The sequence below is a fragment of the Luteolibacter flavescens genome (genome assembly GCF_025950085.1).
Classification (GTDB): Bacteria; Verrucomicrobiota; Verrucomicrobiia; order Verrucomicrobiales; family Akkermansiaceae; genus Haloferula; species Haloferula flavescens.
Genome location: NZ_JAPDDS010000006.1, coordinates 139,070 through 154,736, shown reverse-complemented (window position 1 = coordinate 154,736; position 15,667 = coordinate 139,070). Strand labels below are relative to the sequence as shown.

Annotated in this window: 1 protein-coding gene; it reads right to left on the bottom strand. The window is 65.7% G+C overall.

What is annotated here, in order from left to right; translation table 11 throughout:
* Positions 1-69 precede the first annotated feature (69 nt).
* Positions 70-15,498 (bottom strand): SdrD B-like domain-containing protein, encoded by a 15,429-nt coding sequence (locus OKA04_RS12515; RefSeq protein WP_264501508.1) that lies wholly within the window; start codon positions 15,496-15,498, stop codon positions 70-72.
* Positions 15,499-15,667: the final 169 nt, after the last annotated feature.

The following is a 15,667-nucleotide window of genomic DNA, read 5'->3' as shown; positions in this document are numbered from 1 at the left end:
AGGAACGCTGCCGCCGCTTGCACTGCTAGGTGACGAATTCTCATCGTGGTAAGGGGTGAAGTATAGGTCTCAGGGCTGCCAAGGGCGGGTGACCTTGTGGAACGGCAGCGGGTTGTTCGTCTTGATGAAGGCGCTGTTGTCTCGCTTGAAGAGCAGGGCACCATCCTGTGGCTGGAGCGTCGCGTCGCCCACCTTCACCCAGCGCCTCAGCGTCGTGGACGCATCGAGCAGGTAGTAGGTGTCGTAGCCGCTGGCGCTCGAGGACTGATCGCCTCGCCAGATGAAGATTTCATCTGCTTTCTTGAAGTCGCGGTCGCCGTAGAAGCCATTCCCCAGCGTCATGCCGCGGGAGAGCGGGGATTCATCCACCGGGTATCCCCCGTGCACCAGGTTGTTTCCGGCCTGGAGCGGCAGCGCGAAGTCATTCGAGCGGACCTTTCCATAGGCGAGCAGCGCGCCCGGCCCATCCACGCAGGTGACGAAGGTGCCTGCCGTCGGCGGGATGACCTTCGAGGTCTGGTCGGACATGCTGCTGTCATCCACGCGGACCCAGCGCGGCGTGCCGCCGTCATTGTAGAGCCAGTAGCAGATGAAGACTCCATTCGAGTAGGTCTGCACCTGATCTGCCGTGTCCTGCGAATTCGTCGCGGCGAAGGCGGTCACCGGGAACATCTGGCCGAGCGAGCGATGCACGCGGATGACGAAGCTGTCTCCCACCAAGCTGGCAGGCAGCGCTCCGGCAACCGTGTTGAATGGACCCGTCTCGGAGTAGATGTCCGAGTCATTCGCCAGCGACAGCGTCCCCACTCCCGTGGTGGTCACGTCGAAGCGATGGCCCGCCCAGTCGCCCGAGGTCACCTCCAGGTAGTAGGAGGAGCCCGATGGCAGCACCGTCGCGAGATTCAGCCCTGCGGCGGAGGTGCCCAGCGTGATCTGCTGGCCATTCACCCCGCTCACCACTCCGGAGAAGGGCGGGCAGGAGACAAACGGATCGGCATAGGTGCGACATCCCTCACCCAGATCCGTGGCCACCCAGCCGCCGACCTCGGTCACGGCCACCGCTTCCGGCGTGCCGTTGCTATCCGCATCCAGGCTCACGCGCATCCGGACGAAGCCGCCGGTCGTGTAGCCGGTCAGGGCCTGCAGGTTCAGGATTCGCACCGTCTCGGAGCCGTCACCGTTGTTCGTCACCGTGAAGTTCACCGGAGCCAGGCTCACCGTCGCCCAGCTAGCCGGGGAAAGCGTGAGGCTGGAGATGGACTGGAGCTCGTAGGTCACGTCGAGCGCGCCACCGGCGGTGCGGGTATAGACCGCATCGATGGTGCCGTCATTGGCGAGCGAGGGCACCAGGCAGTATGGATTGCCCGCACCGCTGGCCGGATCGAGGCCGAAGGCGTATTCGATCAGGTTGTTCGAGATGTCGCCGTCCGGGTTCTGCGTCGGGCCGTTCTGGCCGCCCAGCGGATTGGCAGCCTGCCATGCCGCGAAGGTATTCGGCGTCTTGAGCGGACGCTCCAGGAAGTTCCGGCCGCTGACCGTGCCACCTGCCGCGAGCACCACCGGCGAGACATCGCCGATCGTGTCCGGATCACCACCGTCCACGTCCGAGATGCTCAGGTAGCCCGCGGGTTGCAGTTCCACGATCACATAGCTGCCCGGTGGCAGGTTCGTGAAGGAGTAGCTGCCATTCGCCGCCGTGACGGTCGAGGCGATCGCATTGCTGCTCGTGTCGAAGAGACCCACGGTCACACCCGCGATGCCGGTGTCCGGGATGCCATTGCCATCCGTATCCGACTGGACGAAGCCGCTGATGGTGCCCGGCAGGAAGTAGCCGGTGCTGCCCGCGGAAACATTCGCACCCGCGGTCGCGGTCACGGTCACCGTGTCGGTGCCTGCCGTGCGGACGGAGCCCGCCGGGATGACCGAGCTGGTGTCGATCACATCCACGATGGTCGAGCCCGGAGGCACTGGCGAGGTCCAGAAGCCGACCGCATCCGTGAAGACCGTCAGCACCGTGCCCGTCGAGGTGGTGATGCGCACCTCCACCCCGGCGATGCCGTTTTCACCGGAATCCAGGTCGCCGTCGCCATTCGTGTCTGCATACACGCGGCCGCTCACGGTGCCTGCACGGTAGTAGCCATCCCTTCCGGCGAAGGTGGTGGTATTCGCCACGGCCGTCACCGTCGTCGGGTCATCGCCCTCGGTCTGCACGTGAGTGGATGGGAAGTCAGGATCGGACTCGTCCACGTTCACCACCGTCGTTCCCGGCGGCACGCTGGCGGACCAGTTGCCGTTCACGTCCGTGGTGACGGTGAGGGTGATGTTGTTCGAGTTGAGCACCGAGAGATTGATGTTCGGCAGGTTCGGCTCGCCGGGATCCTGCGTGCCATTGCCGTTCACATCCTCGTAGAGGTGGCCGGTGATGATCGCCGGGTAGAAGAAGCCGACCGGCGTGCTGTCCGTGGACGCCCCTGCCACCGCATTGAAGCTGGTGGTGATTGCACCCTGGGTCACCAGGGCACCGGCGGGATACTCCGGATCAGCCGAGTCCACCGTGGCTGTCGCCGGGCCCGGAGGCACCGTGGCGCTCCAGTTGCCCGCGCTGTCCGTGGTGACGCGCGTGGTATTGCCATTCGAATCCACGATGACGATGAGCAGGTCGAGGTTCGCGAGGTTCGCCTCGGTCGCCACCTGCTGCGTGCCATTGCCATTCACGTCGAGGTAGAGATGGCCGCGGATCGTCGCCGGGACGAAGTAGGCCAAGGTGCCGCCGCTGGTATTCTGACCTGCCACCGCGGTGACCGTCGTGACCGGCTGGCCTGCCGTGAGCACACCGCCCGCCGGGAAGTCCGGATCATTCTCGTCGATGTCGATCAGCGTCGTGCCCGGTGGCACGCTGGCGGTCCAGTCGCCATTCGCATCCGTCACCACCGTGATGACGGTGCCGGTGGAGGTGGCCACGAAGACATTCACGTTCGGCAGGTTCGGCTCGCCGGGATCCTGAACGCCATTGCCATTCACATCGCGGAAGAGATGGCCGCCCACGGTGGCCGGGACGTAGAAGGCGGTGCCCGGGACGGTGGTGGTGGTGCCCGGGGTGACGGTCACCTCGGTCGGATCCGAGCCTGCGGTGACGATCGCGCCCGGAGGCACGTCGCCGCGGTCCACGCTGACGATCGCCGTGCCGGGACCCACCTCCGCGGTCCACTCGCCATTGGCATTCGTGGTGACCACCGTGACCACCCCGTTGCCGGCGGTGATGGTGACCTGCACGCCGGGGATGCCCTGCTCGGCGCCATCCTGCACGCCGTTGCCATTCGTATCGTCAAAGATGATGCCGGTCAGTGCACCCGGGAAGTAGTAGCCCGTGATATCCACCTGGGTAGGCGAGCCATTCACCGCCGTGACGGTGGAGGTGCCCGTGCCCTCCGTGCGGTCGTAGCCGGGGGTGAAGATGGTGCCGCTTTCCTGCACCACAGAGGTGGTCGTGCCTACCGGCACGGATGCCACCCAGACGCCCTCGCTGTCCGTCACCACGTTCCGCGGCACGTTGTTCGAGTCCGTCACGCGGACGATCACTCCGGCCAGGCCGGGCTCGCCCGCGTCGCGGGTGCCGTTGTTGTTCCGGTCGAGATAGACGATGCCGGTGACCGAGGTGGCGACGTAGTAGCCATTCACCCCGCCGCTGACGGACTGGCCCGCGATGGCCACCACGTCCGTCGGATTCGTGCCCTGCGTCTGCTCTGCGCCGGAGGGGAACTGCGGATCGGAAGTCTCCACCGTGACGCGGGTTGTGCCCGGCGGCACGTTGGCGCGCCAATTTCCATCCACGTCGGTCTCCAGCACCTGGAGGTCGCCGAGGGAATCGAGGATCGTGATCGTGATGCCAGCCATCGCCGGCTCACCGGGATCCTGCACCCCGTTGTCATTCACGTCGTAGTAAAGGTGGCCGGTCAGCACACCGAAGACGCGATACGAGAGACCCGGAGTCGCGACGGTCGATCCAGCGACCGCGGTCACCGTGCTCGGATCGGTGCCGCCACCCACGAGGGTGCCGCCGATCGGGAAATCCGGATCGCCCTGATCCACATCCACGATGGTGGTGCCCGGTGGCACGGTCACGGTCCAGTCGCCGTTGGCATCGGTGGTCACGATGATGACCGTGCCATTGCTGTCGGTGATGATGATGTTGACGTTCGGCAGTGCCTCGCCCGGATCTTCGGTGCCGCTGCCATCCGCATCCACCCAGAGGTGGCCGGTCAAGATGGCGGGCAGGAAGTAGCCGTCCTTGCCGGCATTCGAGACCACCCCGGCCACAGCGGCCACGGTGCTCGGATTCGTGCCTTCGCGGAGGATGGAGGTCGCGGGGATCACGGCTGCGGTGTCGGTCACCAGCACGGTCGCCAGGCCCGGCGGCACGGAGGCCGTCCACACGCCACCGGCACCGGTCGTGACCGTCTGGGTCGCGCCCTGGCTGTCGGTGATATTCACCGTCACGCCCACGTAGCCGTCTTCACCGGCCTGCTGCGAGCCATTGCCATTCGTATCGGCATAGACGACGCCGGTGATGGTGGCCGGGAAGTAGTAGCCGATCGGAGCGGTGCCCGTGATCTGGGTGGCCACCGCACTTGCGACCGATGGATCGGCCCCCGAAGTGCGCTGGGCTCCCGTGGGGAATTGCGGATCGCTTTCCAGCAGCTTCGCGGAAGTGCTGCCCGGCGGCACGCTGGCGGTCCAGTTGCCATTGCCGTCCGTGATCACGGTCTGCGTCGTGCCATTGCTGTCGGTGATGACCACATCGAGGCTCGCGATGCCGGACTCGCCGGAGTCTTGCGTGCCATTGCCATTCACGTCGAAGTAAACATGGCCGGTGACGGTGGCGGGGAAGTAGTAGCCCGCCGTGCCCGCGGTGACCGTGGAGCCTGCCACGGCGACCACCGTCTGCGGATCCACGCCCTGGCGCAGCACACCGCCGGTCGGGAAGGTGCCATCCTGGTTCAGGATATCCACCACGGTCTCGCCGGGAGGAACGCTCACCGTCCAGACGCCCGCCGCATTTGTTACCACGTCGCGCACCGTGCCGAGGCTGTCGGTGATGCGGACGATCACGCCGGCGAGACCGTTCTCACCGCCGTCACGCGTGGCATTGCCATTCACGTCGCGGTAGATCGTGCCGGTCAGTTGCGCTGGCAGGAAGTAGCCGTCATTGCCCGCGCTCACGGTGGTGCCAGCCACGGCGGTCACCGTGGTCGGGTCGGTGCCTTCGCGCTGGATCACACCGGCGGGGAACTGTGGATCGAGGGTATCGACCTTCGCCACGGTCGTGCCGGGCGGTACGCTCACGGTCCAGACGCCATTCGCATCCGTCACCGCCGTGCGGGCAGCATTGAGGCTGTCGGTGATGAGCACGGTGATGTCCGGCAGGCCCTGCTCGCCCGCATCGCGGACGCCATTGCCATTCGTATCGGCATAGAGCACGCCGGTCACGGTCGCGGCCTGGAAGAAGCCGACGGTGCCGGGCACGGGCACATTCACACCCGGCTGCGCGATCACGAAGGTGGGATCATCTCCCGTCGTCTTCGTCGCGCCCGCAGGGATCTGCGGATCGGTGTCCACGATGTCGATGTCCACGCGGCCCGGTGGCACCGTCGCAACCCACTCGCCATTCGCGCCGGTGGTCACGGTCTGGGTGTTGCCGTTCACGTCGGTGATCAGCACGTCCACGCCGGGCAGGCCGGTCTCGCCGGGATCCCGGGTGCCGTTGCCATTCGTGTCATTGAAGATGCCGCCGCTGATCGTGCCGGAGCGATAGAAGCCATCGTTGCCCGCGAAGGTGTCGATGCTGCCCACCGCGGTCACGAAGCTCGGATCGGTGCCTTCGGTCTGGGTGTAGCCGGTCGGGTAGTCCGGATCGTTCTCGTTGATGTCGATCTTGGTATTGCCCGGTGGCACGGTCGCGATCCAGTCACCGTTCGCATCGGTGGTCACGGTCTGGACGTTGTTGATCGCGCTCGTCACGAAGATGTCCACGCCTGCCAGGTCCGGCTCTCCGGTGTCCTGCACGCCGTTGCCATTCGTATCGATGTAGAGGTGGCCGAAGACACGCGCCGGGAAGAAGAAGCCGACCGGCGTGCTGCCCGTGGTCGCACCGGCGATCGCATTGAAGACCGTGGTCGCCGCACCCTGCGTGATCGTCGATCCCGCGGGATACTCGGGGTCGGTGTCGTCCACCTTCGCCGAGGCCGGGCCCGGTGGCACCGTGGCGCGCCAGTTGCCATTCGAATCCGTCACCACGATCTGCGTCTGGCCGTTCGAGTCGGTGACGATGATGTTCACGTTCGCCAGGTCGTGGACCACGAAGTCCTGGTTCCCGTTGCCATTCAGGTCGAGGTAGAGGTGACCCGTGATCACGGCGGGCACGAAGAAGCCCGCGGCACCGGCGCTCACCGGATTCGCCGTCGTGGCGGTCACGGTGGTCAAGGCCACGCCCTGGGTCTGCGTGGAGCCGGCAGGGAACTGCGGGTCGGTCTCATCGATGTCGATGAGCGTCTGGCCCGGAGGCACGCTGGCGGTCCAGTTGCCATTCTCGTCGGTGACCACGGTGCGGGTCACGTTGTTCGAGTCGGCGACGAAGACATTCACGCCTGGCAGATTCGGCTCGCCGATGTCCTGCGTGCCGTTGCCATTCGTATCGAGATACAGGTGGCCCGTGACGGTCGCCGACTTGTAGAAGCCAGCCGTGGAACCGGACGGCGTGCTCACGCCTGCCACGGCCGTCACCGTCACCGGATCGTTGCCCGCGGTCTGCGTCGCGCCGGACGGGATCTGCGGATCGGAATTGTCGATGTCCACCGTGGTCTGGCCGGGAGGCACGCTCGCGGTCCAGTTTCCATTCACATCCGTCTCCACCGTGCGGACCACGCCGAGGCTGTCCGTGATGATGATGGTCACGCCGCCGAGGCCCGGCTCGCCGGAGTCCTCGATGCCGTTTCCATTCAGGTCATTGAAGAGATGGCCGGTGATGGTCGCGGGGAAGTAGTAGCCGTTGATCGGGACCGAGGTCGGCGAGCCATTCACCGCCGATACCGTGCCGGTGCCGGTGCCCTGCGTGCGGACATAGCCGGCCGTGAAGATCGGCGAGGTCTCCTGCACCACGCTGGTGGTGGTGCCCGGTGGAACGCTGGCCACCCACACGCCATTCGCATCCGTCACCACGGTGCGGACGGAGTTGTTCGATGCCGTGACCTGCACGGTCACATCGGCGAGGCCGGGCTCGCCGTTGTCGCGGGTGCCGTTGTTGTTCCGGTCGAGGTAGATGGTGCCGGTGACCGAGGTGGCGATGTAGTAGCCATCGTTGCCCGCGCTCACGGTCTGGCCTGCCAATGCGGTGACCGGGGTGGGATCGGTGCCTTCCCTCTGGACCGAGCCGGCCGGGAATTGCGGATCGAGCGTATCGACCTTCGCCTGGTAGTTGCCCGGAGCCACGCTCACGGACCAGTTGCCTTGCGAATCCGTCTCGGTGGTGACGGTGCCGGAAGGCCCGCCGCTGACGGTGACCGTGACGCCTGCCAGGTCCGGCTCACCCGGATCCTGCGCGCCGCTGTCATTCACGTCGATGTAGAGGTGACCGGTGACGATGCCGAGGATGCGGTAGCCGATGGTGCCTGCCGCGGTGCTCTGGCCCGCGACGGCGGTCACCGTGCTCGGGTCCGTGCCCTGGCTGAGTGTGCCGCCTGCCGGGAAGTCCGGATCGGCCTGGTCCACGTCCACCGTGGTCTGGCCGGGAGGAACGCTCACGGTCCAGTTGCCATTCGCATCCGTCACGACCACGCGCACCACGCCGAGGATGTCGGTGATGATGACGTTGACGTTTGGAAGAGGCTGGTCGCCCGCGTCCTCGACGCCGTTGCCATTCGAGTCCACGTAGAGGTGACCGGTGACGGTCGCCGCCTGATAGTAGCCGTCCTTGCCCGCATCCGCCGTGGCACCCGCGAGCGCGGTCACGGTGGTGGGATCGGTGCCCTGCGTGCGCACGGAGCCGGAAGGAATCGCCGGGCTGGCATCATCGATATCCGCGATGGTGGTGCCGGGTGGCACCGTCGCCGTCCAGAAGCCGAGCGCATCGGTGGTCACGGTCTGCACCGCGCCGAGGCTATTCGTGATCTTCACGGGTACGCCTGCCAGGCCGGCCTCGCCGGAATCCTGCACGCCATTGCCATTCACGTCACGATAGATGTAGCCCGTCACCGTGGCCGGGACGAAGTAGCCGTCGATGCCGCCGGAGACGACCTGCGCCGCCACTGCGACGAAACTGGTCGGGTCATCGCCCTGGCGCTGCACCGCACCGGCGGGGAATCCCGGGCTGGTCGTCACCACCTTCGCGGTGCCGCCGCCGGGCGTCACGCTGGCGAGCCAGTTGCCGGCGTTGTCGGTATTGACGGTCTGCGCCACGCCATTGCTGCCGGTGACGAGGATGCCGACGTTCGGGAGATTCGGTTCGCCCGAGTCCTGCACCGAGTTGCCATTCACATCGAGATAGACGTGGCCGGTCACGGTGGCCGGGAAGTAGTAGCCGTCCCTGCCGCCATTCGTCGTGGTGCCGGGCTGTGCGTCCACCGTGTTCGGATCGGTGCCCTCGACGAGGATGCCGCCGGTCGGGAAGGTCGCGTCGAGTTCCAGCACATCGATGACCGTCGCACCCGGAGGCACGCTCACGGTCCAGTCGCCATTCGCATTCGTGGTGACATTGCGGATCACGCCGAGCACGTCGCGGACGCGGACGATCACCCCGGAGATGCCCGGGTCGGAGCCGTCCTGCACGCCATTGCCGAGCACGTCGCGATACACGCGGCCGGTCACGATGGCCGGGTAGAAGTAGCCGTCATTTCCAGCGCTGACCGAACCGCCCGCGCTGACGGTGACGGTGGTGGGATCGGTGCCCTCGGTCTGGACCCAGCCCTCGGGGAGGTAGAATTCATCGACGTTCGCGATGGTCGTGCCGGGTGGCACGGTAGCGCTCCAGTTGCCATCCGAGTCGGTGAAGACTTCCTGCGTGCCGCCATTCGCATTGCTGATGACCACGCGGATGTCCGGGATGCCCTGCTCGGCGGGAAGCTGCTGGGTGCCATTGCCATTCACGTCGCGGTAGATGCGACCGGTCACGGTGCCGGGCAGTTCTTCCACGAAGTTCGCCACGCCGCTGCCACCGGCAGCCAGCACGAGCGCAACCTGGCGGGCCGGGGTGCTGCTGTCGCTGTCCGAGACGAAGAGGTAGCCGCCCGCGGGCTGCGACTCGATGACCACGTAGGCACGCGGCGGCAGACCGGTGAAGGAGTAGCTGCCATTCGCGGCGGTGGTGGTGGTGGCCACCACGACGCCGTCCGCCGGATTGCCGTCGCCATTCGGATCGGTGAAGAGCTGGATGGTCACGCCACCGATGCCCGTATCGCCGATGTTGTCGTTGTTGATGTCGGCGAGGACGGTGCCGCTGATGTTGCCGAGGCTGGCATTCGGCACGAAGCCGAAGTCGATGGTGTTGTCCGTCTCGTTCGGCGAGATCGAGATCGCCGGGCTCACCACCGCGGCGCCGGATGCGGTCTGGATGCCGTTGTCATCGTTGTTCACCCGGTTGTCCAAGGTGACCGTCAGGGTGGAGGACAGCGGCGAGGTGACCAGCGCTCCACTGCCCGAGAAATTCGAGACAGGGAGGTAGATGAGATAGTTGCCTGCAGGCACTCCGGCGAAGGCGTAGATGCCGCTCGAGTTCGTGGTGGTGGTGCGATACGGGACGCTCGATCCCGGGGTCTGCGACGTGCGGTAGAGCTGCACGATCACATTCGGGATGCCGGACTCGCCCGCGTCGAAGCGGCCGTTGTTGTTCGCATCCGCCCAGACCAGATCACCGATCGTTCCGAGCAGGGTCGTGGCGTTCGAGTCGAGGAAGTGGTTGTCGAGCGAGTTGCCGTTGGCCGCCACCGTGACCGGGATGCGGTTGTCGTTCGGCAGGGTCTTGTCGTTCGTGCTGAAGTAGCCCGCGAGGTCCGTCTCGATCACGACGTACGAACCGGGTGGCACCAGGTCGAAGTTGTAGTTGCCCGTGCTGTTGGTGAGGACGCTCAGGTAGAGCGTGCCGTCTGTCGGATCACCGTCGCCATTCGGGTCGGTGTAGAGATCGATGGTCACGCCGCTGATGCCGCTGTCCGCATCCAGCAGGTCGCCGTCGCCATCCACGTCGTTGCGGACCTGGCCTGCGATGTTCGCGTAGTCCTGGGGATTGATGTAGATGTCGAGGAAGTTCCGCCCCGTCACCGCGGTGAGCGTGGTGATGGAGACCTTGATGCGGTTGTCATTCGCGCCATCCACGTCGGCCACGCTGCGGTAGCCGATCGGGTCGGTTTCAACCACGACGTAGTTGCCGATCGCGAGATTCAGGAATTCATAAACGCCATCGGTTCCCGTGTTGGCGATCGCCAGCACCGTGCCGTCGGAAGGATCGCCGTCGTTGTTCGGATCGGAGTAGAGCGTGACTCGCACGTTCGCGAGCGGGGTATCGCCATCGCCGAAGCCTGCCGTTCCCTTGTCCTCAAAGACAGTGCCCCGGATCGAGGCGGCGGAGGTCACCAGCGAGGCGGTGCTGCTGCTTGCCGGGACGGCATTGCCGTTCGCATCCGTGGCGTAGTTCACCGCCGCCACGTTCGTCGCGGGGTTCGCCTGGCCCTTCACCCGCAGGGTGACGGAAATGGTCTGGGTGGCACCCACGGCCAGGCTGCCCGGGCCGGTGATGTCATTCCAAAGGATCGTGCCGGAGCCCACCGCATTCGGTGTGAGCGAGGCGGTGACGTATTCGAAGGTATCGTTGCTGAAGAGGTCTTCCAGCGGCAGGTTCGGGATGGCCGTGGTGCCGGAGTTCTGGACGGAGATATTGAAGACCACGTTGTCTCCCCTGCCTGCAACGCCCGAGGTCGGGCTCGTCACCGTCTTCGTGACGGTGAGGCGCGGGCGGACGATCGTGATGTTCGCGGAGCTGGTGGAAGTCGCGGAACCGGAGGTCGCGGTCGCGGAATTCGTCACCGTGGTGCCCGCGGCATTCGCGGTGAAGGTCAGGAAGATCTCCGCCGACTCGCCGAGTGCCAGCGGGCCGACATTCGACCACGTGATGGTGCCACCGGAAACGCTGGTCGGCGTGGTGGTCGCGGAGACGTAGGTCAGGTTCGCCACCGGGAAGGTGTCCGTGAGGGAGACCGTGGAAAGCGCCGTGCCGCCGGTATTCACCACGCGGAGGCGATACTGGATCGTGTCGCCCACCATTGCCTGGCCACCGGTCGGTGAGATGAGCGTCTTGCTCATGGACAAGGCCGGCGTGGCCGTGGCCGCAGGCACCGTGGCCGTGGCGCTGGAGGTGTCGTTGCTGTCCGTGGCGTCGGTGTAGACCACGTTGATGACGCTGCCGGTCGGGGCGTAGAGCGTGCCGTTGTTCTGCGTGGGCGAGCCGGTCGAGGTCGTCGGCAACACCGCGGCGAAGACGCCGGTATTCACCCCGGTCTCCACCAGCGTGACAGTCTCGGAGTCGCCGCTGCTGTTCGTGACGATGACGGTGATGGTCTCGGCCAGGTTCGGATTCTGGTTCTTGTCCAGGTCGGTCACGCGGATGCGGACCGGGTCATTCGCCGCGTAGGTCGTGGTGCGGGTGCCGCTGGCATTCAAGAATTCCGTGGTGGATGGAGTGCCGAGGTCCTGGAAGCTGAGCGTGACCGAGGTGGCACGCGAAGAGGTGATGGTGCCCTCGAGTCCCTCTCGCGCGGTTGCCGCGAGCGTGTAGGGCCCGGTGGTCACGCCCGTGCGCCAGACGTATTCATACGTCTTCGACGAAGCGGTGCTCGCCACGACGTTCGCGTCGTTCAGCACGACGGTGAAGTCGTCGATGTTGCTGTCACGCGCGTCCACATTCAGCGAGACGCTGGTGATGTCATAGGCACCGAAGGGATCGCCCACGACGGTCCGGACGTAGAGTGTCTGGCCATTCGACGGGCTGGTGACCAGCGTGCCGCCGGGATATGGCGCGGTGTAGACGCCGACCGAGTCCGTGTGGATGACCGTGGTAGTCGGGATCGAGATCCGCGACGGCTTCGTATTCAGGTCGTAATCGACGCGGAAGGAAACGCCGGACACCGCCGTGGTGATGTCGAGCGTGAGCGGCTGCCCGGCGGGAATCGTCACCGCACTCGACAGCGCCGGGAAGTTAAAGGTCAGCACCGACGTGCTGGCATTCGCACTCGCGGAGCTGGCGGTGGCCACCACCGTGGAACCGTAGCGCAGCGTGGCCGAAACTGCCACCGTGCCGCTGAGGGTGCCGGTGGACGCCGTGTAAAAGATGGTCCCGACCAACTGGGAGCCGGACGGAATCGTGAAGGCCTCCGCAAAGTTCGGCGTCTGGGTGAAGCTCACCGTGGAAGCGATCCCCGCCGTGGCCTGACGGATCGGCACGGCGATGGCCGCCCAGGTATCCGCCGCGCTGAGCGTCCATGCAAAGGCAGCCGTGGACCCGGTGCCCGCACGCGTGCTACCCACGCTGCGGATACCGTCACCGGTGCCGCCAATCGCGCCATTCCACAGCGCGGTGGCCGTCGCGCCGGTCGGTGTGGCCGTGCGGGAGTCATCGATGGCAGCGGTCACATAGACCAGCTCGCCGACCGCGCCACCCGCGGTGATCGTGGTGGGAGTGGTCGTCCCGATCGCCGTGACCGTGGTGCCGAGCGGCGTCGTCTGATTCACCCCGGTGAAGGTGGTGGCCGCGAGGTAGAGCGCGTCGCCGATGCTGAAGTCGGTCATGTTCACGACGATGTTCGCCGTCGTCGCGGGTGGATTCATCAGCATCCAGAGCTCGCTGACCGCCTCCTGCGAGGAAGGCACGCGTGAGACCCGGGTCATCGCGACGTTATTGAAGGTCACGGTGTTGATGGCCATGCCCGCCGTGTTGTCGTCCTCGTAGTTCACCGAGAGAAGCAGGAGGCGGTTCGTCCCGCTGACAGTGTGGCTCATCGTGGCACTCGGAGTGGTGCCGAGCAGCGGGCCATTGAAACCCAACTGCGACGTGGTGCCTGCCGTCACTGCCGATGGCACGGTGATGTCCGCCGTGAATGCCGGGGTCGTGTCACCGGACAGATTCGGATCGATGCGGTCCAGATCCTGGTCCGGATTGCCCACGCCGTCCGTGCTGAGGTAGAGGATCTTCGCAGGAGCAGGCGTAATGATCGTTGCGGTGGCATTCGCCGTCTCGCCAAAGACCGGGTCGGTATAGCTGACGGTGAGGCCATTGCCCGGGAAGACATTCAGCGTGCCGTCATTCGGCTTTGTCCCCGCGGCGGAGGACGAGGGAAGCGGGGTCGTGTTTCGGAAAACTCCGGAAGACGCCGTGGTCTCCGTGAGCGTGATCGTCTCGTAGTCACCCGTCGTCGGATTCCTCACGATCACCGTGACGGTCTGCACCGTGGTGCTGTTCGTGTTCGCATCCGGATCGGTGAGCGTCACGTAGATGCCATCGCCAGCGGTGTAGGTGGTGGTGCCGGTGCCGCCGGAGAGGCTGAAGGTGATTTGCGCTGCCGTGCCGCCGCCGGGGACCGAGATGGTATTCGTGGAAACGACGCCGGGATACGAGGTCGTCACCGTGTTCGTGATCGGGCCGGTGCCACTGATGGTCGCGCGGTACTTCAGCGTCGTGACCTGGCCGCGAGCAAGGATCGGGATATTATAGCCGCCCGCATCGAAGGGGAATGGCGTGTTGCCCGCACCCGTATTGTCCGGCACGGTCACCCCGTCGCGAGTCGCGCTGCCCGCGACGTAGATGAGCTTCGAGGGCGGGTTGTCGGTCACGAGGGTGTTGCCGAGCGCGACGAGGCCCGCATTGTCCAACGTGATGGTGTATTCAAGCACGTCGCCGTCGCTCAGGCCCACGGTGTTGTTGTCCACGGCGATGGCCGAGGTCTTGCGGATCACCGGCAGCGGGAAGGACGGGATGGTCGTGCCCGCATCCAGGAACGGATTGCCCGGGCCGGCGGTCGCCGGGTCCTGGCCCCAGGCACCCGTGATCAGCGTGCCGTCCGTGGTGTAGACGCGCATGCCGGTCTGGTCCTTGTCCGGGTCGAAGAGGCGCACTACCTGGAGCGCGGAGACTTGGAGGATCTGGTCGCACTTGCCGCCCAGCGGATCGGTCTGCGAGCCGATGCGGTCGCCATTGAAGTCAACGTAGAGCGTCGTGTTCTTCGTCGCCGTGACCCAGACCGGGTTTCCGTTCACCGTGATGGTGCCGGTCTCGGAGCTGCCCGGGCCCCAGCCCAGCGACAGCGAGGTGGTCAGGTCCGACTCCTGCACGAGGCTGAAGCCCCAGTCGTGTACGTTGTTCGCCGTGGGTTCCGCACCCACGGTCGCGATCGCGTAGAAGGTCTTGCCCGCCGCATTGATGAAGCTGGCCCCCGATTCCTGGGGCATCAGGTAGATGTAGTTGCTCTTCGGAGGGATGCTGATGGTGCTGGTGCCCAGGCGCGTAGTGACGGCCACCGTGGTCGCCTCGGTGTCCGGATTGTAGAGGAAGACGTAGGTGTCATCGCCATCCGAGGCGGTGCCCACCGGGCTGTAGTAGCGGCTGCCCCACAGATTCGTGGGAGCGACGGTGTACCAGCGGGTCTCGTAGTTCCCTCCGATGTCCCCGGTGATGATGTGCGTCTGCACCGGCTTCGTGGCCAGCACCGTGGCACCACGCAGGACGCCGCGCTCCAGATAGTAGGTCTCTCCCTGTCCCAGCACCACGGTCGCATCCACGGTGCCATTTCCATCGCGGTCGATCCGGACCGTCGTGCCTGCCTGCGAGGCCTGGACGAAGAGCGAGCACAGCTCGAACATCGACGCCGTCGCAGGCGTCGGGAAAATCTCGTTCTCACCCACCGGGATGGTGAAATTCGTGCCCCAGTCGATGGTGGCATTCACCTCGGTCGCGTCCGCAAGTACGGCACCCGGCGTAGTTGCCCAGCTCGACCGGCTCACCGCGATCCCGCGCGTGGCCCCCACCCGGTCGCGGCCGTCGTAAAGGAATGCCGTGGGATTCCGCGGCAGCGTGATCAGGTTCCGCAGCGCGATCACCGCGCCGGCGGAGAGGCCATTCGGGTCCGTGGCAAATCCCGGCGGCTTGCCGTTCGAGTCATTCCCGTCACCCCAGATCTGGGTGGAGGCTTGCGTCGGGCTGTCGAGGTTCACCTCATAGCCGTCCTCCCAGTGGTCATACACGATCTTCGTGCCATTGACGGCCGCCACCATGGAGATGGTGGTGTCCATCGTCGTGCCCGTGTTGCTCGCGAGCGCCAGGAAAGACTGGCGGATCTGAGCCTCGGGCATCGGCACGTAGTATTCCTGAACGATCGATTGGGAGAAGGCGCTCGCCATCCCGACCAAGGCCAGAATGGGCTGAAGCAAAGCGCGGGCTCCTGCGAAGGCAGTCCGGGATTTCATGGAGGTGGGATCTTAAGGGCAATACGCACCGGGAAGATCGTCTCATCAGGGCACGGTTATCCCTCGTCCGAGGGTACCTGTGGCACCTATCGAGCCTCCCGAAAACGGAGTTGTAGGGTATGTACAGCGGTTTCCTTTTTCTCGGGGAGGAGAGAAGGCCAAAGAACGC

Bases quoted from the DNA above. Each gene is read 5' to 3' on its own strand.
- OKA04_RS12515 (WP_264501508.1), bottom strand. From the start codon at position 15,498: ATGAAATCCCGGACTGCCTTCGCAGGAGCCCGCGCTTTGCTTCAGCCC.